General features: G+C 43.8%; 14 protein-coding genes, 2 tRNA genes and 2 pseudogenes. 9 read left to right on the forward strand and 9 right to left on the reverse strand.

Annotated features, from left to right (window positions below):
- Nucleotides 1-155 precede the first annotated feature (155 nt).
- Both IQO02_RS10480 and IQO02_RS10485 read left to right on the forward strand, forming a co-directional pair.
- A complete protein-coding gene (locus tag IQO02_RS10480; RefSeq protein ID WP_016769080.1) occupies nucleotides 156-704 on the forward strand; it encodes an NAD(P)H nitroreductase in 549 nt (182 codons plus the stop codon).
- A 114-nt stretch (nucleotides 705-818) separates the two neighbouring features.
- Nucleotides 819-2,810: a DNA topoisomerase III gene (locus IQO02_RS10485; RefSeq protein WP_016792776.1), complete on the forward strand. Its 1,992-nt coding sequence runs from the start codon at nucleotides 819-821 to the stop codon at nucleotides 2,808-2,810.
- Between the two features lie 18 nt (nucleotides 2,811-2,828).
- Here the strand turns inward: IQO02_RS10485 and IQO02_RS10490 are convergent, their stop codons facing one another.
- On the reverse strand, nucleotides 2,829-3,860 hold the full coding sequence (locus tag IQO02_RS10490) for a DUF3080 domain-containing protein (RefSeq protein ID WP_016792777.1): 1,032 nt from the start codon (nucleotides 3,858-3,860) through the stop codon (nucleotides 2,829-2,831).
- Entirely contained in the window at nucleotides 3,838-4,524 is a 687-nt protein-coding gene (locus IQO02_RS10495) for an SDR family oxidoreductase (protein ID WP_016792778.1), read from the reverse strand. Before IQO02_RS10495 ends, IQO02_RS10490 begins: the two co-directional genes overlap by 23 nt.
- Before the next feature lie 259 nt (nucleotides 4,525-4,783).
- Here IQO02_RS10495 and IQO02_RS10500 point away from each other — a divergent pair, with 259 nt between their 5' ends.
- Nucleotides 4,784-5,704: a histone deacetylase gene (locus tag IQO02_RS10500; RefSeq protein ID WP_010437086.1), complete on the forward strand. Its 921-nt coding sequence runs from the start codon at nucleotides 4,784-4,786 to the stop codon at nucleotides 5,702-5,704.
- Between the two features lie 207 nt (nucleotides 5,705-5,911).
- Entirely contained in the window at nucleotides 5,912-8,056 is a 2,145-nt protein-coding gene (locus tag IQO02_RS10505) for a methyl-accepting chemotaxis protein (RefSeq protein WP_193838535.1), read from the forward strand.
- A gap of 97 nt (nucleotides 8,057-8,153) precedes the next feature.
- Here the strand turns inward: IQO02_RS10505 and IQO02_RS10510 are convergent.
- From IQO02_RS10510 to IQO02_RS10525, 4 genes are all read right to left on the reverse strand, one after another.
- A tRNA-Ser gene (locus tag IQO02_RS10510) sits at nucleotides 8,154-8,244 on the reverse strand.
- A gap of 370 nt (nucleotides 8,245-8,614) precedes the next feature.
- Nucleotides 8,615-8,705 (reverse strand) — tRNA-Ser (locus tag IQO02_RS10515).
- A 138-nt stretch (nucleotides 8,706-8,843) separates the two neighbouring features.
- A complete protein-coding gene (locus IQO02_RS10520; protein ID WP_010437089.1) occupies nucleotides 8,844-10,646 on the reverse strand; it encodes a DUF3413 domain-containing protein in 1,803 nt (600 codons plus the stop codon).
- Between the two features lie 28 nt (nucleotides 10,647-10,674).
- Complete coding sequence (locus IQO02_RS10525) at nucleotides 10,675-10,902, reverse strand: YejL family protein (RefSeq protein WP_010437090.1); 228 nt, start codon at nucleotides 10,900-10,902, stop codon at nucleotides 10,675-10,677.
- An 84-nt stretch (nucleotides 10,903-10,986) separates the two neighbouring features.
- Between IQO02_RS10525 and yejK the strand changes: the two genes are divergently transcribed.
- The 4 genes and pseudogenes from yejK (at nucleotide 10,987) to IQO02_RS10540 (ending at nucleotide 14,837) form a co-directional block, all read left to right on the forward strand.
- Nucleotides 10,987-11,991, forward strand: a complete 1,005-nt coding sequence (yejK, locus tag IQO02_RS10530; protein WP_016792779.1) for a nucleoid-associated protein YejK — start codon at nucleotides 10,987-10,989, stop codon at nucleotides 11,989-11,991.
- 106 nt (nucleotides 11,992-12,097) lie between these two features.
- Nucleotides 12,098-12,884: pseudogene (locus IQO02_RS22565) on the forward strand (Hpt domain-containing protein); the annotation flags it as partial.
- 326 nt (nucleotides 12,885-13,210) lie between these two features.
- Nucleotides 13,211-13,582: pseudogene (locus IQO02_RS22570) on the forward strand (Hpt domain-containing protein); the annotation flags it as partial.
- A 76-nt stretch (nucleotides 13,583-13,658) separates the two neighbouring features.
- A complete protein-coding gene (locus tag IQO02_RS10540; protein ID WP_010437093.1) occupies nucleotides 13,659-14,837 on the forward strand; it encodes a DHH family phosphoesterase in 1,179 nt (392 codons plus the stop codon).
- Nucleotides 14,838-14,948: 111 nt separating this feature from the next.
- Here the strand turns inward: IQO02_RS10540 and nhaC are convergent, their stop codons facing one another.
- Nucleotides 14,949-16,385, reverse strand: a complete 1,437-nt coding sequence (nhaC, locus tag IQO02_RS10545) for a Na+/H+ antiporter NhaC (protein WP_016769064.1) — start codon at nucleotides 16,383-16,385, stop codon at nucleotides 14,949-14,951.
- A gap of 509 nt (nucleotides 16,386-16,894) precedes the next feature.
- Between nhaC and asd the strand changes: the two genes are divergently transcribed.
- The gene (gene asd, locus IQO02_RS10550) at nucleotides 16,895-18,013 is read left to right on the forward strand and encodes an aspartate-semialdehyde dehydrogenase (protein ID WP_016792781.1); all 1,119 of its coding nucleotides are present in this window, start codon (nucleotides 16,895-16,897) and stop codon (nucleotides 18,011-18,013) included.
- Between the two features lie 64 nt (nucleotides 18,014-18,077).
- Here asd and IQO02_RS10555 read toward each other — a convergent pair whose 3' ends face one another.
- Both IQO02_RS10555 and IQO02_RS10560 read right to left on the reverse strand, forming a co-directional pair.
- Nucleotides 18,078-18,923, reverse strand: a complete 846-nt coding sequence (locus IQO02_RS10555) for an ion transporter (protein WP_010437102.1) — start codon at nucleotides 18,921-18,923, stop codon at nucleotides 18,078-18,080.
- Between the two features lie 143 nt (nucleotides 18,924-19,066).
- Nucleotides 19,067-19,705 (reverse strand): YchE family NAAT transporter, encoded by a 639-nt coding sequence (locus IQO02_RS10560; protein ID WP_010437104.1) that lies wholly within the window; start codon nucleotides 19,703-19,705, stop codon nucleotides 19,067-19,069.
- Nucleotides 19,706-19,721: the final 16 nt, after the last annotated feature.

Raw genomic sequence — 19,721 nt, forward strand, 5'->3', positions numbered from 1 at the left:
TAAATAAGGCTCCTAAGTCACAGATTTAGGAGCCTTTATTGTTTCTAGTAGCACTAACTATTATTTCAAATGGACTGTCGTTGAGATTTATTATCGTTTGCATTTTATGCTACAGTTCAAGTATATAAATAATAAAGAATTAGTAAGGACTTCAAATGGATGCTTTGGATCTATTGCTCAACAGACGCTCAATCGCCAAACTCTCTGATCCAGCACCTGAAGGTGCCGCGTTAGAAAATATCATCAAAGCGGGCTTACGAGCTCCAGACCATGGTGCATTGACACCTTGGCGTTTTGTTATCGCGCAAGGTTCAGGTTTACAAAAACTCTCTGACATTTTAGTTCGTGCAGCACAAGCTGACCAAAGCGAAGAAGCGGTGATTGAGAAAGTAAAGAAAGCGCCGTTTCGAGCTCCAATGGTGATCACAATCATCGCAAAGGTAACTGAGCACGAAAAAGTGCCAGCGTTCGAACAACACCTGTCTGCGGGTTGCGCTGCACAAGCAATGCAAATGGCCGCTGTCGCGCAAGGTTTCCAAGGTTTTTGGCGTTCAGGGAAATGGATGTTCCATCCAGAAGTTCACCAAGCATTTGGCATGGAAGGTGATGACGAAATTGTTGGTTTTTTATATTTGGGTACTCCGGGCTGTACGCCAATGAAAGTGCCAGAGCGTGAATTCTCAAAGTTCGTCGAGTTCTTATAGAGTACGTTGAAGCTGAATAGTGGAATACTAACTGTATAAACAACCAGTTTTCCTTGATTTATTAGGGCCACATTAGATAATGTGGCCCTAATTGTTTGTAGCACCTGGAAAAACATGTCTCGTCTTATCATTGCTGAAAAACCAAGCCTAGGCCGCGCGATTGCCGCCGCATTACCGAATCCACAGAAGAAAGACCAAGGGTTTATCAAATGTGGAAATGGGGACGTGGTGACTTGGTGCATTGGACACTTATTGGAACAGGTTGAACCGGATGCTTATGATGACCGTTATAAGAAGTGGAACTTAGCTGATCTGCCTATTGTGCCAGAGCAATGGCAACTGAGACCGCGTAAGACTTCAAGCAAACAGCTTACGGTGATCCGAAAGCTATTGAAAGACGCCACACAAATTGTCCATGCGGGTGACCCAGATAGAGAAGGGCAACTGCTAGTCGATGAAGTGATCGACTATTGCAAGGTATCCAAGGCCAAGAAAGAGTCGATGGACAGGCTGCTGATCAGCGATTTGAACTTACCAGCGGTAAAGCGTGCGCTCTCTCAAATGCGCAGTAACCGAGACTTTATTCCACTGTCTATTTCTGCTTTAGCACGCTCTAGAGCCGATTGGCTGTATGGCATGAACATGACCCGAGCTTACACCTTGCTGGGTCAAAAGGCGGGTTACCAAGGCGTGTTGTCGGTAGGGCGAGTGCAAACGCCAGTACTTGGTTTGGTTGTAAGACGTGATGAAGAAATTGAGAATTTCATTCCTAAAGATTACTTCACTCTGCACGCTTTGATCCCTTATCAAAACAACGGCCAGAGCTTTGATATTCGAGCGCGTTGGAAACCAAGCGAAGCATGTAAACCATGGCAAGATGAAGAAGGCCGAGTGCTCAATCGAAAGCTGGTTGAGAACGTGGCTAACCGAATTGCGAATCAACCCGCGACGGTAACGGAATCAGAGCAAAAACAAAGTAAACAAGCTGCCCCACTGCCTTATTCGCTGTCAGCACTGCAGATTGATGCGTCTAAGCGTTTTGGTATGAGTGCTCAGCAGGTGTTAGATACGTGTCAGTCGTTGTACGAGAAACACAAACTCATCACTTACCCGCGTTCTGATAGCCGCTATTTACCGAAAGATCACTACTCACAACGAGAGTCGGTCGTGGATGCTATCGCTAACAATGCGAAAGAGCTGCAAAGTGGTGCTCAAGGTGCGGACCTTTCTCTTAAATCCAAAGCATGGAACGACAGCAAGGTCGACGCTCACCACGCGATAATTCCTACTCCGAAAAAGTCATCGGTGAACGGCCTATCTGCCAATGAGATGAAGATCTATCAGCAAATCGCTCGTCAGTATCTAATGCAATTCTACCCACCTGCTATTTTTGCCGATGCCAAGTTAGTCTTTGATATTGCTGGTGGCGTGTTCATTGCGAAAGGGCGTCAGCTTATTAACCCTGGTTGGAAGGCGTTGATGGGTAAAACAGATACCGAAGAGAAGGGGGATGGAACTGATGCGGTTCCACCGCTAGATAAAGGTTCTGTGTTGACGTGTCGTGAAGGTGTGATTGGCGATAAGAAAACCGAGCCGCCAAAACACTTCACGGAAGCGACCTTGCTACAAGCGATGACAGGTATCGCGCGCTTTGTCGCGAACAAAGACCTTAAAGCCATTTTGAAAGAGACCGACGGCCTTGGCACAGAAGCAACCCGTGCGGGCATTTTAGATACTCTATTCAAAAGGCAACTGCTAACGCGCCAAGGTAAGAGCATTCATAGTAGCCCTGCGGGCAGAGGTTTGATTCATGCTTTACCTGAGGACTCGACCTTTCCCGACATGACAGCTCACTGGGAGCATCAGTTGCAAGGCATGGCTGAACGAAATCAAGCGTATCAACCTTTCATGCAAGCGCTAGAAAGCAAGATTGATGGTTTGATGGGCAAGGTAAAAACAGGCGAAGTTCCTGAGTCTCTGCGTCATCTTCCTAAAGTCGAAAGACCGGCTTTTAAACGTCGCAAAGGCGGTGGTGCGAAGTCTTCTGCTAACAAAGGTACGTATGCTAAAAAAGGGACTTACGCTAGGAAGGGCACTAAAAGCTAAGACTTATTGAGGTTAGGATTAGCGCCCGACCTTTCGTCCGCAGCGCTTAAACAGCTGCTGCCAATAGTCCACGTGGCGACGAGTTGATGATCGAAAGGCCTGATGTGCATCTTGAATGGGAAAGTAATAATTGTGCAGTTCAGGTTGCGCGTCAAACATCCCTAGTTGCGGGGCTAACTGCTGATAGTAGCCATCCAGCTGCGCCATGTAGGGCTGAACTTTGCCTATATATTGCTGCTCGAACACATTGTTGAGATAGCGAAACTTAGTGGTGTCTCGTTGTTTACCACAGATTATACTGTCATCGAAAGTAGTGAGTTGTTTGGTGATGGTATCAAGCTCAACCGATGCACGAGCGAGTGAGTAATACAAATCCCCAAGGGTCGAACTCTTCTCTAATACTTCTTGAACCTCAATGGTTTTGCCCGAAACGAGCGATGTGTTTAACGCTTGATTGATATGTCCTAATGCATCACTGGTTTGTCGTACCTGATCGCCGACATCTGCACGTAACCACTGACTACCACGCATTTGTGATTGCATGGCATCGCTTGCATAGATGAGATTCCATTGGTGCAGTGGAAATTGTGCGAGTTTTTGCTGCTCGATTTCTTTGAGTAGTTCTACGACCTCAGAGTCTAATTCTCTACCGGATAAACATTTCCCAACACCTGCAAGTAGGGCGACTTGATAATCATAATTGCGAAACTCGTCGGCTACTTTTCCAAGTACGGAGTTTCTTTCTGCAATCAGGTTGAACAATCCACACTGACGAAGCTGGTAACTGTCGATGAGACCGATAGAAAGCGATGGCACGTCAATCAACAGTTCTCTTTTTCTCGGTAGGTTTTCAAATTCCCATTCCTCTTTTATCTCGTCAACATCTTGTACTCTGGCTATCTTGGTTTGGTAGTCGTCGAATAAGTCTCCGGGGCCATCACTGAAGCAGCCAGCTAGTATTACCGTCAGACAAAACAGCGCTGAGTGCTTTACTAGGTTTGAGAGAGGGCCTACATTCATCTGTGGGTTACCAGTCGATTTCGCTGCCATCGAAATTGAAGAAGTGACCACTGACTTCGGTATTCGCTGACTCGATGACTTCAATAAGGCCAGAAGCAGAAATGTCAGTGTCGATCAGAGCATTCGGCCCGCCCATTTCTGTCTGTACCCAGCCTGGATGCAGTGCTAATACAGTGAAGCCGTTATTGGTTAAGTCGTTGCTTAAGCTCTTCACCACGGAGTTTAGCGCGGCTTTAGAGGAACGATAGATGTAGCCGCCGCCAGAGGTGTTTTCTGTCATGCTGCCCACTCGAGAAGACAAGCAAGCGACCTTTTTCACGTCACTGTTTTCTAGAACAGGTAATAGCGTTTCGACAAGCTTCAATGGCGCAATGGTGTTGACTTCAAAAACACGGCGCCACTCTTCAACATCGGTATTGCCCAGACCGTAGCCTTTTGGCCCGTAGTAGCCAGCATTGTTAATCAATATATCGATCGCAGGAATTTGAGAGGGAAGTTGGCTCACCGCTTGGTAATCGGTTATTTCTAACTGAATGCAGGTTAGGTTGGTGTTGTGGTCTGCAAGTGAGATCAGGCCTTTGGCTGAAGAGGCGTCACGGTAAGTTGCGTACACCTTGTGATTACCTTTCAAGTATTGTTGAGTCAGGCTTAAGCCAATGCCGCGGTTCGCTCCAGTAATAAAAATAACGCTCATGGTGATTCCTTTCAGTTCAATTAGTTAAGTTTGATTGCTTAACACAAGAAAAGCAACGGTCCACCAACTGGCCATCATCATTTCCACAAAATCATTACTGATGCTATGGACCTGCAGATCACCCCAAAGAGGAGTATTACGTTTTTCATAGTGGTCTTTGAATATAATTCTAGGTAATGATAATTGTTATCATTATTTGGGGTTGTCGCCAAGTCTGATGCTGTTATGATTTTGATAAAAATACGCAATTAGTCTGATTATGATTCCTTTAATTTACCACCCAATTTATTCGCAGTTACCTTTGCCAGAAGGGCACCGCTACCCAATCAACAAATATCAGTTGTTACACGGTGCTGTTGAAGCACTAATGGATAGCGATCCTCTATGGAAGAGTCAGTTTGAAGTCTTCCAACCAATGCCAGTTTCGGTTGAACAGGTAAAACAGGTTCACGATAGTGAGTATGTGGATTTGCTTATTTCAGGTAATTTGCCCGCGGCGAAAATGAGACGCATCGGTTTCCCGTGGAGTGAACAACTTATTGAGAGAACACTCTACTCAAGCGGTGGAACTTGCTTGGCCGCTGAAATGGCGATAGAGAGTGGTTTCGCGATTCATTTGAGTGGTGGTTATCATCACGCACACCATGATTTTGGTAGCGGCTTTTGTTTGTTGAACGATCTGGTGTTAGCGGCAAAACATGCGCTGACCTTTGAACATATCGATAAAGTGCTTATCGTCGACAGCGATGTTCATCATGGTGATGGTACAGCGACTCTATGCCAAGAGAATGACGATATTATTACTCTATCGTTCCATTGCGATAAAAACTTTCCTGCACGTAAACCGCTATCCGATTTGGATGTGCCATTAAGCCGTGAAACCGGAGATGAAGAGTTTCTGCGCTGTTTCGAACAAGTTACCAAGTTGGCTATTGCTCATCACCAACCTGATCTGATCGTTTATGATGCGGGCATTGATATTCACCAAGACGATGAGCTGGGCTATTTGAATGTCTCGACACAAGGGATATTTGAGCGCGACTGTTTGATGGTCAGTCTCGCAAAATTAGAGTCTATTCCTATGGCGTGTGTGGTTGGTGGTGGATATCGGACTCAGCATCAAGATCTGGTTCCTATTCACATGCAATTATTGAAAGCAGCTTATGAAATTTATGGTTAAACGTCCCCCAAAAACCTATTAAAGAAACCGGCTATCTAAAAACCCCTTGCACCATAATGGTTCTCACCTGCACCAAAAAAGACATGGAATTGCACCAGTTTGGCTTAAATAAAGTACTTTCTTATTAGATAGTTACTTATTTTTGCGACTATTTATGGTCTATAAATTGCTTATCCTCTGTGTCTATAAAAAATACAAGGGATGTAAATGAACCTGACGGACAAGGAACGCAGTTGGCTTAATTGGTTTGGTGTGACAGGTAAACTGGCAATGCGAAGAGCCTGTTTTCTAAATCGAAGTAGAACAAGAGAGCTTGAGCAAGCATTTGAAAGCATCGCTCACACTCGCGTTAAACTGCTTCACAATTGGGTCAAGAATCAATGGGATTTCCTAGAGGACTCTGCTGTTTATTTAGCGAGTCGAAATGAAGAGCAAGCTGAGGATACGTTAGCGAGCCTGCTCAAACGCAGTTCGGATTTTTCTGAGTTGGCGATCATTGATGGCAAAGGCATCGCACAAGCTTCGAGTTTTCAAGAGCATGTCGGTATTGCTATCGGAGATAAAAAAGCAATATCAAATGCAAAGCAGCGCTATCTACACGGGCCGTATATGGACTCGCGCACTTTGAATGTAGGAGCATCAAGCTCTTCGTTTCATGACCAAGTCACATTGATGTTTTATGTGCCGTTCTCTCGAGACGATAACACACAGCAGTTCTTGTGTGGCAGAGTGCCCAATGATGTGATTAGCGATATCATTCAACGAGAAGCTGGGCATATCTACAGTGAGTCGGGTGATAACTATATCTTTATGGTGGACTCGATTCATGATCCACATATTCAACCAGGTGTTGCACTATCTCGTTCTCGTTTTGAAGATAACACTTTTTCTCATGGTGAGAATTTAAAGCAAGGAATCAGTACTGACTGGGGAACGGTCAAGATTCAACAACACACTGAGTTCGAAATTCGCTTTACCGATCCGGCCACTAATCAACTTCATCCGGGGGTCAGGGAAACCATTGAAAATGGGAGCAACCTGTTTGTTGGATACCCCGGTTATTCAGACTACCGTCATATACCAGTTATTGGAAAAGGGCTTACATTTCAGCTGGACGGATCTCCAGACACCTTTGGGATGATGTGTGAATCCGATTTGGAAGAAGTCTATAGAGACCGAAGCTTGAGTTATACCCTATCTAAGCATTTTATCGGGTGTATGTCGTTACCCATCTTTATTCCGCTATTGCTCTCCAACCTTTATTCACTTTCGCCTTACTTACAAAGTGGCCTTATGTTCGCTTGCGCAATAGTGAGCTTAGGCCTATTCAGATGGATCAGCGCCAAACCGTTAGCGGATAAAGTTCATGAGATGACAGGGGTAATGCAAACCTTAGCGGAAGGCGATGGCAATTTAAGTCGGAGACTCGACCCAACCACATTCAGTCATAATGAACTTGGTAATTTGGGGCGTTGGACCAACAGTTTTATCGATAATTTGGATAATACGGTTAGTGAGTTGGTTCATGCTAGTCATGAAGTCAGAGAAGTTTCAGAGTCTATGTTCCGCCGCAGTGTGGTAATGAGCCAAACTAGCGACGAGGCATCACAGGCGTTAAGTAATATGCTGCAATTGAGTCAGTATCAACAGAGTGAAATTACCCATGCGACTGTATCGGCAACGCAAATGGATGTGGTAATGAAGCAAGCTGTTCTTAATGCGGAAGAGGAATACAATCAGTCTGTCGAAGGTATGGAGATTGTTCGGAATATCGTAGAAAGCTCAGCGAACAGTGTTAATGAGGTGAATAATGAAATGTCCAAAGTGTCTGACATTATAGACATCATTACTGACATTATAGACATCATTACTGACATTACCGCGCAGACTAATCTTTTAGCCTTGAATGCGGCCATCGAGTCGGCAAGAGCGGGTGAACACGGGAGAGGATTCTCTGTCGTCGCATCTGAAGTCAGAACTCTGGCTGACCGGACATCCCAAGCCGCTAATCATATTAGTGACCTAATGAAAGAGCTACATAGTAAGTCTCGTAGTGCTGTTGAGTCTATGGAGCAAGGCGTTGAGAATGTGAGTAAAGGAAACTTAACAGTAGACTCAAACGCTCGCAGTGAACAAATTCAAGCGGCGGTTTCTGAGCTCTTTACCACGATGTCTAACCTAGATGAAAATAGTCAGCAGAATGGGCAAACTGCCGATAAGGCACAACGGTCTATATCTGACTTGCAACTCTCTACTAAACAATTAGCACGTAGAGTGTCTTTAATGGGGAATGCGTTAAGCCGATTGGATCAATTAATCGGACGCTTTGAAGTGAGCAGAAAAGTTGCTTGATGCACAGGCTTGATAAGTTGAGTGCATAAGCTTCAACTTAGATACATAAACCTTAGATACAAAAAAGCCGCTGATTTCTCAGCGGCTTTTTTTAATGTGGTGGAGGGATAGGGATTTGAACCCTAGAACCGCTATTAACGGTTGCCGGTTTTCAAGACCGGTGCTTTCGACCACTCAGCCATCCCTCCAATGGCGCGTATAATATAAGGCTGGCTTTCGCTTGTAAATACCCTTACCAACTGACTGCTTTTTTTATGAACGCTTTTTAATATTTTTATTTCTATTGGTAATTTTTTGCGCGTTATTTTCGATGAAAAGTTCAGTTTATTCCTGATAAGCGAGTATTTGCAATCAAAAGCCCTAACGCAGTTATCGAGTTTCTTCATTCGCTAGAGTGATCAGTTATTTACCACGATGGGTGGAACTTAGGGGAGGAGAATAAATATAGCGAGAACTTGAAGCTTGAGATTTTCAAATGATTAGGGCGAAGGCTTGCAAGTTTGGGCATAAACTTCAGATGCAAAAAAGCCGCTGATTTCTCAGCGGCTTTCTTTAATGTGGTGGAGGGATAGGGATTTGAACCCTAGAACCGCTATTAACGGTTGCCGGTTTTCAAGACCGGTGCTTTCGACCACTCAGCCATCCCTCCAGTGGCGTGAATAATATAAGGGGCGGAGGATCTTGTAAACCCTTAATTTACATAATTTTGTTTTGTTGCTTGTTTTCTAATCATTGATGGCAATAAAAAAGGGAAGCCGTTGGCTTCCCTTTTTTAATTGATGATCATTTAGTCATTTTTTGTGTAGAAACGCTGTAGCTCAGTTAGGCCTTGCATCAACACTGGTAAGCGCGGGCTTACGTCTTTTAAGCGCTTATAATCCTGGTCGTACAGTTTATAGTTGCCAAACTTGTCGAGCACTGTTGTTTGCTTGTCGGTAACAAGCGCCAATTCACGAGAATCGCCCGCTAGTATCCATTTTCTCTTACGCTCATCAAACAGGCTGCGACCGCTGCTGAAGTCTGTTGGGTTTGAAGACACACCCAGTAGTTCTTGCATCAATGTGACAGACACATCTAAGTGACTTGAACGATGTGTGTACTCAGAGGGAGACTTACCTGGCCAGCTGATAACTAAAGGAACCTGCAACTGATAGCGACTGTAGTTCGAGTTTGCACCCCAGCTGTTTGTCTTGGTTTCGTTAAATTCAGTACCGTGATTCGAAGTGATGACCACTACAGTATTATCGCTAAGCTCTAGGCGTTCTAATTCCGCGTAAATAGTCGCTAACTGGCTATCGGCTGCTTGTGCTGATTTTTTGTAATCGGCCGCAAAGCGCTCTTCAGTACTTAACGCAGGATCAGAGCTTGCATCGTAATTCGAAAAGTTGTCGAGTGTCGTTAGCTCAATAAAGTTGAACCAAGGACCCTTAGTGTCTGGTGATTGCACCCAATCAGACCAAGCTTGGATAGCACTTTGGTCATCATAAGTTGCTTGCTCTGGCATAACATCACGACCACGGAAAATGATTTCCGAGTAAAGTGGATCGTCGAAATTATCGCCACTGAATGCTGCGAACTTATAATTATGATTGTCTAAAACATCGAACAGTACGGCATTTGAGCCTTGAGCTCGGATGCTGCTTGAGTAGCTACTTGGCAGCCCATAGAACAAGCCAAAAATACCAAACATGTCATTACTAGAACTGTAATGGTTAGTAAAGTTGATTGCTTGTTGAGAGAAAGCGTAGCTGTTTGGCATTGCTGCAGCGTTTAGCGCATCAGAACGCAGGTTATTTACGCTGACCATCAGGATGTTGAGATCATCACTGCGTCGATTGTATTGAATCTTTTCTAGCGGGTAGCTAACTAGATTTACGTTTTCTTTGTTCTCTTCTAAGCGCTGGAGGTACTCTTCACGGTCTAGTAGGCCATGTTTTTCCATAAAGCTTTTCGCTGTCATAGGGTAAGACAGTGGGAAGTTGGCTTTTTGGCTTGTAATTGGATTATAGAAAAACGCATCAGCCCACATATAAGTTAGGTGGCTACTGATGAAACACAAAAAGAACACTGCCGTAATTGGTCGGCCGATGTGCTTATGAGACAGTTTACGTTGCTTACGCCAAACCCATTCAGATAGGCCTAGCTGTAATAAGAAGATGAGCGGCATAACAATGAACAGGTGCTGCAAATCAGAAGTGAATGCAGATTCCTCGCCACTGAATAAAACCTCCCACACGACAGGTGTCAGGTGGAGGTTTATATTTTGATACGTTTGGGTATCAATTAACAGGACAGTTAAACCTATGGTCGCGAAGCAAACGGCAACCAAACGTAGTAACTTCCTCGACGGAAGAATAAAAGTGAGTGGGAACAGCACTAATAGATAGAGAGCGAAGACTAAAAAGCCAAAATGACCAACCCACGATGCAGCTAAATAAAACTGACCCAATAGGGTTTCAGGCCAAGCCGATTGAGTAATATAACGAGTACCGATCAACATCGCCGCAATGATGTTGAAAAATGCAAACCAATGACCCCAACCAACCAGTCGAGATACACGATCGCTATATGAGTTTGCGCTGTCTACCATTTATAATTCTTTTATCCGTCAATCAAATTTAGTGAGACTTTTTATCTTCAAGAGAAGAAATTAAAGCCTCGGCAAATTTTTCAGCAATTCCTTTGCGTTGTGAAGCAGCAACGTTCTGATTTAAGACATTGGTTGCGATATTTCCAGCGATCATCAGTGAAAGTTCTGGTGAAGCTTTGTGCTTAGATAGAACAGCACCCACTTCAGCTAGGATTTTTTCAACTTGTGCATCTGTGTATTTAGATATAATCGGCATAAGGACTCTAATAATGATAGTAAAAGCGGCTTATGATAACCTACTATGCATGACAACTGAAACCTGAACGGTAATATTTTCACTATGAGCCTTCACCTTTCCAACGTAATTTTACACCAACTAAGCAAGAACGATCAGGAAGAGCTGATTGTTAACTATCGTGCTGAATCTCTAGAGAACGATGCTTCATCTGAAAGCCTAGTGGCTGAGCTTCACCGCGTGTTCAACTCAAAAGCAGGCAAAGGGTTTGGTTCTTTCAAATCCGACAGCGAATTCCAGCAGTCGTTGCATGAATTTCGAGCTGGGGAGCAAAGTTTCTATGATTTCTCTCAAAAAAGTGCTCTACGTCTAAAAGATGAACTTTCAAAGTATCCATTTGCTGATGAAGGCACGTTGGTGTTAGCTGAATATCAATCACTGGCAACAGACTACCTTTTCATTGGCTTACTGCCTTCGAACCAAAGTTTGAAAGTCACAGAAGGTCTCGACATTAGCGCGACTGACTATCTTGATATTTCAAAGATGGACATCGTGGCACGCCTTGATCTTTCAACATACGATACAGACAAAGAGTCAAACCGTTACCTTACTTATATAAAGGGGCGTATTGGTCGTAAAGTCGCAGATTTTTTCTTAGATTTTCTACAAGCTGAAGTGGGTTTAGACGCCAAGCAACAAAACCAGGTATTGATGCAAGCGGTAGAAGATTTTGTTTCTGACTCTAAGTTAGAGAAAGAAGAGGCGATCAGCTACAAAAAGCAAGTTGCGGATTACTGTAACGAACAGCTAAAAGCGGGTGATGAGGTTCAAGTTCGTGAGCTTTCTGGAGAACTGCCAGCGAGCACTGATGGCACAAGCTTCTTTGACTATACTAGTGAGCAAGGCTACGAGTTAGAAGAAAGTTTTCCAGCTGATCGCGCAACTATGCGTAAACTAACAAAATTTGTTGGTGCTGGTGGCGGTTTGAATGTTAGTTTTGATAGTCTACTTCTTGGTGAACGTATCTTTTACGATCCAGAGACTGACACACTAACCATTAAAGGCACACCACCTAACTTACGTGACCAACTGACTCGCAATAAGTCATAGTCCTGAGTTAATGGTGAAAAGCGACAGCAGGATGCTGTCGCTTGTTTTGTGCTTGGTATTCTTAGCCAGGATAATGGCTTATCGACGACACGCACAAGGAATATAGATGGAACAATCAGTAGCAAAGCCCAGTCGCTTTAAAAAACCAACCACTTTCTTGGTTGTGCTCTTGGCTCTGTGGCTATTGCCTTCATTGACCCTTCTGAATTTAAGCCGTTCTTACACTACTTCTCTCGCTCAAATTGAAGAACTTGGTATTCGCGTCAATGAATTGAGGCAATCGCTTTATTTCTCTGAACCGCTGCGAGTGTCTCGAATTAATGATTTAGCACTTGATGCACAACTTGTTTACTCGATCCGATTGCAGATTGAGTCTGATTTCCAACATGCCTTGTTTCGCCCTGATGTAAATCAACTGCTTTACGTAGCCGATCAGTTTTTAGAGAAGTTTGACGAGTTCATTCCAATCGAAAGTCAGGTTCAAGATATTGTTGATACGGTTAAAGCAATGCGTGCAGATAATAATCTTTCTTCTGAATTAAAACCTCTGATGAACGAATTTGGTGTTGTTGTCTTTGAAGCTATGTATTCCGATAGTCAAAGCTCATCAGCCACCTATCGAGCCTTTGACTCTATTCTAAAAAAATCTTACTCATTAAAAACTGAAGAGCAAGACGCAATCCAACAACTGTTGGTGGATGCTTCAGCCTTATTAGGTGATTACGCTAAGCTCCATTATTTGGTCGATAAAATTAAGAAAAACTCGGTTAATGAGCAGATCATTAAACTCGAAGCTGAATTTCATGATCGTCAATTCAACCTTTTGGTTGTGATGTTAGGCTTGAGTTTGGTCGCTATGATAGCGCTAGTCTTATTATGTGTTCGCTCAAAAATGGTCGTGCAAGAATCAGCGGAAAATTTGGGACTAGACACTGAGGACGAATCTGATAACAAAGACTTTATATCGCTTTCTGGTGAAGAAGAGCACGTGTTTCAAAAGTCTAAAGACAATGCGATTTCTCCGAGCCTCAAACAATCTAACAATAACACACACACTAAGAGAAAAGCGTCACTTAACCCACACTCAGAACCGCAATCACAACAGAGCTCTAATCTAAAAGTTCAAAGCGCTAATCCAACAATTCCAAGTGTTAATTTAGACAAAAATGTATTAACAGCAAGTGTTACAAGCTCACAAAATCTGGAAGAAGTGTCGATGGCCGGGAAACATATCGCTAGTGTGACCGATTCAAAACCTGCGATTGATATCGAAGATATGTTAGAAACGCTCGATGGTGACGCTGAATCTGTAGAATTGCTGCTTGGAGTTTTTGTACAAGACCATGCTGATGATTACACGAAGTTCAAATCTTTATTGGTTAATGATGAAACTTCTGCCGCGCGTGTTGTGCATAGCTTGAAAGGTGTGGCTGGTAGTATCAAAGCATCGAGATTAGCCATTATTGCAGCGAGCGTTGAAATGACAATGAAACAATCTAGAGCCATCAGTGAGCACGATTTAGAAGAATTAGAATTGGCAATAAAAGCTTCTGTTGACGCCGCTGTAGATTATTTAGATAGTCGGAATTAACTTTCATAGAAATTTTGACAATACTCTGACGAAGTGCTCATACAATCCGCGCCCTTAGTCTTTGTCAGAGGTTTATATGTTACTAGTGTTGAGTCGAAGTTGGATGGTATTGTTGCTTAGCATTGCGTTAAGTGGTTGTTCTCTATTAGAAGTTAAGTTAGACAGTCAGTCGACACCTCTCACTCAGCAAGAGCTAAACGCTCGAATTATGACGCGTGAATACGCCAAGATGTTTTTTACACGAGTAGAAGGCTCCGCGGACTTGATCGCGCAATCTTACTCTGACGATGACACCCTACATCAATCCTATGTTTTGCTTTGGAAGATCCATGCGGAGCAGGGCTTACAACAAGCGGCTTACCAAACTTCACCGATGTCAGCGTTGATTGATTCTTGGGTATTTACTGCGCAAATGAATCAATTCTATGCTCAAAGTCAAGGGGCTGATTTGTTCGAGACAAATGATGCGGTAGAAACCGCTATTTTTCTTGATCAAGAAGTAAAGAAACTCGCAAAAGGCGTATTGAGCTCGAGCGATTTCGATCAGAGCAAAGATTTCGTTGCGCAGTTTGTTGCTAGCCACCCATTTAAAGACCTCACATTCAGAAGCACACCCGCTTACCGTGAATGGCTGAGTTACCTAGGGAAAGACGAGTCGCAAATCGTTCAGAGCTTAGGAACGATGCCAGAGGCGATGAACGATGCGTCAGACCGTTTAAGCTTGATGGCGGATCAAACACCAAAATTGATGTCGTGGAAAGCAGAGTTAGTCGCTCTGAATAGCTCGCTAACGGGTGAAGACCTGTCTATGACGCTCGCAAGCCTTCGTCAAACATCAGCAAGCATGCAGGACTTTATTGAAAATAACCCTGAGTACATGCAAACGCTAGCTTCGATTATGTCGACAGAAATGCAGCCGCTACTGAATGACTTGAGCGATAAGACAGACCAAAAATTAGAGAGACTAAGCGATGAACGCGTGGCACTAGAAAATATGGTGACACGAGAGAGAGAAGCTCTGATAGAGATGGTTGCGAAAGAGCGGATTGAAATTGCTGGTATTGTGGCATCAGAAAGAGAGTTGTTCACTCAAGATCTAGACCGTGTTTCTCAAGATGTGGTTGTGCTTGCAATTGATAAGCTGATGGAGTTAATCAAAGGTGTGGTTATCTACTTCATCCTGTTTATCTTAGTCGTGTTCTTTGCACCTTTAGGAATCGGTTACTGGTTGGGTAAGCGAACCATAAATAAATAGTAAACATGTAAATAGATGAATTAGAAGGTTAAAAAAGAGCGCTCTAGGGCGCTCTTTTTGCATTTCTCTATTAACGTTTTGAGTTATGCCCTAAAGCATTAGCTCATAAACTTAAGCCTGTTGCTTACTTAACTCTGTCGCCTCTTCAGCTTCAAACGCAGGTGCCGTTGGTTCACACTTATCAACGAACCAACCCATGTAAGAAGTCACGATAGTCACGATGATACAGATGAAGCTTAACCACATGAATGGTGCGTAAGATAGTGTCGCGACACCTAGAATACTCGCCATGTAGATACCATTGTCACTCCAAGGCACCATGCCAGAGGTCAGCGTGCCACCAAACTCAGCATTACGAGATAAGTTCTTACGTTTGTAGCCTAAACGGTCGTAGTTTTTCGCACAGATTTTTGGCGTAAGGATGAGTGATACATACATTGCTGAACCGAACACGTTACCCATGAAAGCCGTACCAATTGTGCTAGTTGCTAGTGAGCCAGCGCTGTTTACTCGGCGCTCGAACACTTTAGCAATTGTCTCTAGTACGCCCACTTTATCCAGCAAGCCGCCGAAACCTAGACCAAATACGATGACCGCAACCGAACCCAGCATGGAAGACATACCGCCACGGTTAAGAATCGAATCAATGAACTCTACGCCAGATGAGATGGAGAAAGGTGCCCAAGCAGTGTTGAATGCCGTTAGGAAGTCGATCTCTTGGATCATGACTGCCCAGATAATACCCAGCAGAGAACCAAAACTGATGACTGGGAATGAAGGCATGCGGAAAGCCAACAAACCAAGCACAATAAGTACCGGAACGAATGAGTAAGGCGTGATGTAGAACTGAACTTCCATCGCTTTGATTACAGAATCAACTTGGCTCATGTCAACGTTACCCGCGTAGTGGAAACCAAACGCAGTAAACATGATGCCTGTAATCACGTAGCTGATTAACGCAACTGGAAGCATGCCCTTGATGTGTTCAACTACTTCAACACCAGACATTGAAGAAGCCAAAATCACTGAATCAGAAAGCGGAGACATTTTGTCACCGAAATAACAACCTGACAGCACTGCACCGGCAGTAATCGGTGCTGGAACACCTAGACCTTGGCCGATACCCATCATCGCTATACCTGCTGTACCTGCAGCGCCCCATGACGTGCCGGTCGCCAGTGCAGTCAGAGAACAGATGATCATGGTCGCTAAAAGGAAGATAGAAGGGTGGATAGCTTTCAGACCATAGTAAATGATAGTGGGTACGATCCCGCCAGAGATCCAAGTACCAACAAGAGCGCCAACGGCTAAAAGTATTAAAACCGCGCCTAAGCCATTGGATATTCCTTTGAGTGCTGCTTTTTCTAAGTCTTTGTATTGGTGTCCAAGACGAATACCCAAAACCATGATAATGAACCAGCCAATGTACAAGGCAAGTTGGATTGGTAGGTCAAGCTTTGCTGTAAAGGAAAAAGCAAGGGATAGAAATAGTCCTAACGCGATGAATACCTGCAATAGGTTCGGTAGACGAGTTTTACTCTGCTTCATAAAAGCCTCTTGTTATTTCGAGCATTTATAGTGCTTCGTTATAGTGTGTGGTGCAAAACGGACACTACAGTAATTAGTTTATTATATCGAAAAAATGCGTCTAAGTTGTGATATTTGACTGCTAAATAAATGTTTCGTGGTTTCATGGTCTGAAAATTTGTTAAATTCATGATTGTTACATGTTGAATTCTGTCGCACGTTGTTTTCGTTGTGTAAAATATTATTCTGGTTAACCTTTGTTAAATAGTGGTAATTACTGTTGCAAGCAGGATCTAATTGCTCGTAAATTGAACAATTCATATCAATAAACACATAAGTTTGGTGATAGTCGGTGTTTTATCAGTGACTAAGCGGCGGAATGAACAACAAGAGATAACTGCGTGATTCATCGCGTTCACTTAAAAGAAACGAAAAAGTTACACTTTTTGACAAAAAGCACTTGAGTTCTGTTTCTGAAAAACTTATAGATGGGGGAGAGCAATTTTTAATTTATACATGGAGAGTGAGCGATGAGAGTAGGTCTAGTTGGTTGGCGCGGTATGGTTGGTTCTGTACTGATGCAACGTATGGTTGAAGAGAAAGATTTCGACCTAATTGAGCCTGTTTATTACAGCACATCTCAGATTGGTATTCCTGCCCCTGTTTTAGGTGGTAAAGATGCGGGTCTACTTCAAGACGCTTTTGATATTGATAGCCTAAAACAGCTTGATGCCGTGATTACCTGTCAAGGTGGCGATTACACATCAAAAGTATACCCAGCATTGCGTCAAGCAGGTTGGAAAGGTTACTGGATTGATGCAGCTTCTACTTTACGTATGGACGCTGATTCAATCATCACTCTTGATCCTGTTAACTTGGCTCAAATCCAACAAGGCATCCACGGTGGCACTAACACTTTCGTTGGTGGTAACTGTACCGTGAGCTTAATGCTTATGGCTTTGGGTGGTTTATATGAGAAAGGCATGGTTGAGTGGATGAGTGCCATGACGTACCAGGCGGCATCCGGCGCTGGTGCTAAGAACATGCGCGAACTGATTTCGCAAATGGGTGTTATCAACGATAGCGTTAGCTCTGAGTTAGCTAACCCTTCAAGCTCAATTCTTGATATTGATAAAAAAGTGGCAGACACCATTCGTTCATCTTCATTCCCAACTGATCAATTTGGTGCACCTCTTGCAGGCTCGTTGATTCCTTGGATCGATGTGAAACGTGAAAATGGTCAAAGTAAAGAAGAGTGGAAAGCGGGCGTTGAAGCGAATAAGATTCTCGGCTTAGATGGTCAGCCAATCCCAATTGACGGTACTTGTGTGCGAATCGGCGCAATGCGTTGTCACGCTCAAGCACTAACAATCAAGCTTAAGCAAGACGTTCCAATGGACGAGATTGAAGAGATAATCGCGACACACAATGATTGGGTTAAAGTGATTCCTAATGACCGTGATATTACGGCACAGGAACTAACACCAGCGAAAGTAACAGGCACGATGTCTGTACCAGTAGGTCGTCTACGTAAGATGTCTATGGGTAACGACTTCCTGAACGCATTCACTGTTGGTGACCAACTGCTGTGGGGTGCTGCAGAACCACTACGTCGTACATTACGTATTATTCTTTCTGAGAAAGCGTAACTGCCTCATCTCTGATAATAATTAAAGAAGAAGCGCCTTAAGGCGCTTTTTTTGTATCTGATGCTTAGTCTGGATCTTTGGCGACGACTCGTTTGTCTGGATCTGCTAACTCACTTGCACAGTGCTTGCAATACATGGCATCCGAATCATGGCCTGCACGGTTACAGTTAGGGCACTTAACCAACTCTTTATGAGAGTTCATTTCATTGCTGAGTTCTGCGGTAATTATCCCTGTAGGCACCGCTAAAATAGAGTAACCCAATAGCATGGTCAGTGATGCGATAGCTTTGCCAAACGCGGTTTGTGGGGTGATGTCTCCGTAACCCACCGTCGTGATTGTCACAATTGCCCAGTAGATACTTTGAGGGATACTTGTGAAGCCATTTTCAGGCCCCTCAATGACAAAAATTAGTGACCCAAAGATAGTGACGAGGATGCCAACAGTGCTGAAAAAGATAAGTATTTTTCTTCTTGCCATTAATAGCGAACGCAGCAGGATATTGGAGTCTTGTAAATAACGAACCAGCTTAAGAATTCTGAATATGCGCATGACACGTAACAGCCTGACCACACCCATGAACGAAGCACCTGGGAAGATGATTGCAAGGTATGTTGGAAGAATGGCGAGTAGGTCAACCACTCCATAGAAGCTGGTGGCATAGGACTTAGGTTTTGGGGAGCAATAAAGCCTCAATAAGTATTCTAGTGTGAATAGTGCTGTGAAGCTGTATTCGATGTAACGTAACTGCTGTGACCATTCGGTCATCACGCTCGGGATTGACTCTAAGATTAGCACGATCAATGAAACGACGATCGCAATGATCAGAGAGATATCAAATGCACGTCCTGCTGGAGTATGAGTACCAAAAATAATGACGTACAAATGATGCTTAAGAGGCTGACGTGACATAGGGTGAAGTTCACCTTTTGTTAAATGTATTAACTGTGATTATACAAGCTTCATAATCATGAGGCGAGTGAAAGCCTAACCACTTTACTCGCCTCGTTAATATCAATGCTGAGTCCCCACAACGGCGGGTTATACCGATATTGTTATGCTAATCCTGGAAATAGGTTACGTAACCCGTTTGCAATGAATTCGATGCCGAGTGCTCCCAGAATCAAGCCCATGATACGGGTGATAACATTAATTCCTGTTTGACCAAGAAAGCGAACGATAACTGGCGCAGAACGGAACAGAAGCCAAGAGCAAGTCGCGAAAGCAATAATGCTAAGGCCGATTCCTACTGTATCAATCGCGGCTGGATAGCGAGAACCATAAACAATGGTCGAACTGATTGCACCAGGGCCAGCCATTAAAGGCATCGCTAGAGGAACGACCCCAATTTGCTCTTTGCTAATGTATTCAGACTTCTCTTGCTTGTTCTGCTTATCTTCACCGAGCTTACCGCTCATCATCGAAAATGCGATGCTCAATAATAGCAAGCCGCCTGCAACTCGAAATGAGTCGAGAGAGATGCTGAACATGTCTAAAAGCAATTGTCCCGCGACAAGCGACACAATCAAGATAACGGCAACAGCAACGTTGGCTTGTAAGGCTGTCCTATTCCTCTCTTCTGGGGGCATATGAGCAGTAAGAGAAACAAAAACAGGCATTATGCCGATTGGGTTTACGGCAGCAACAAGCCCAAGGAAGAATTGCATAAAAATTGCGAGTTCTAAACCTTGCATGAGAGCGATCTCCAGA

It is taken from the genome of Vibrio sp. OPT24, from assembly GCF_015163545.1.
GTDB lineage: Bacteria > Pseudomonadota > Gammaproteobacteria > Enterobacterales > Vibrionaceae > Vibrio > Vibrio cyclitrophicus.

Excerpts from the sequence above, each read along its gene's own strand:
- yejK (WP_016792779.1), top strand. The coding sequence starts at position 10,987 with ATGAGCCTTCACCTTTCCAACGTAATTTTACACCAACTAAGCAAGAAC.
- asd (WP_016792781.1), top strand. The coding sequence starts at position 16,895 with ATGAGAGTAGGTCTAGTTGGTTGGCGCGGTATGGTTGGTTCTGTACTG.
- IQO02_RS10480 (WP_016769080.1), top strand. The coding sequence starts at position 156 with ATGGATGCTTTGGATCTATTGCTCAACAGACGCTCAATCGCCAAACTC.
- IQO02_RS10555 (WP_010437102.1), bottom strand. The coding sequence starts at position 18,923 with ATGTCACGTCAGCCTCTTAAGCATCATTTGTACGTCATTATTTTTGGT.
- IQO02_RS10485 (WP_016792776.1), top strand. The coding sequence starts at position 819 with ATGTCTCGTCTTATCATTGCTGAAAAACCAAGCCTAGGCCGCGCGATT.
- nhaC (WP_016769064.1), bottom strand. The coding sequence starts at position 16,385 with ATGAAGCAGAGTAAAACTCGTCTACCGAACCTATTGCAGGTATTCATC.
- IQO02_RS10520 (WP_010437089.1), bottom strand. The coding sequence starts at position 10,646 with ATGGTAGACAGCGCAAACTCATATAGCGATCGTGTATCTCGACTGGTT.
- IQO02_RS10525 (WP_010437090.1), bottom strand. The coding sequence starts at position 10,902 with ATGCCGATTATATCTAAATACACAGATGCACAAGTTGAAAAAATCCTA.
- IQO02_RS10495 (WP_016792778.1), bottom strand. The coding sequence starts at position 4,524 with ATGAGCGTTATTTTTATTACTGGAGCGAACCGCGGCATTGGCTTAAGC.
- IQO02_RS10560 (WP_010437104.1), bottom strand. The coding sequence starts at position 19,705 with ATGCAAGGTTTAGAACTCGCAATTTTTATGCAATTCTTCCTTGGGCTT.
- IQO02_RS10500 (WP_010437086.1), top strand. The coding sequence starts at position 4,784 with ATGATTCCTTTAATTTACCACCCAATTTATTCGCAGTTACCTTTGCCA.
- IQO02_RS10490 (WP_016792777.1), bottom strand. The coding sequence starts at position 3,860 with ATGGCAGCGAAATCGACTGGTAACCCACAGATGAATGTAGGCCCTCTC.
- IQO02_RS10505 (WP_193838535.1), top strand. The coding sequence starts at position 5,912 with ATGAACCTGACGGACAAGGAACGCAGTTGGCTTAATTGGTTTGGTGTG.
- IQO02_RS10540 (WP_010437093.1), top strand. The coding sequence starts at position 13,659 with ATGTTACTAGTGTTGAGTCGAAGTTGGATGGTATTGTTGCTTAGCATT.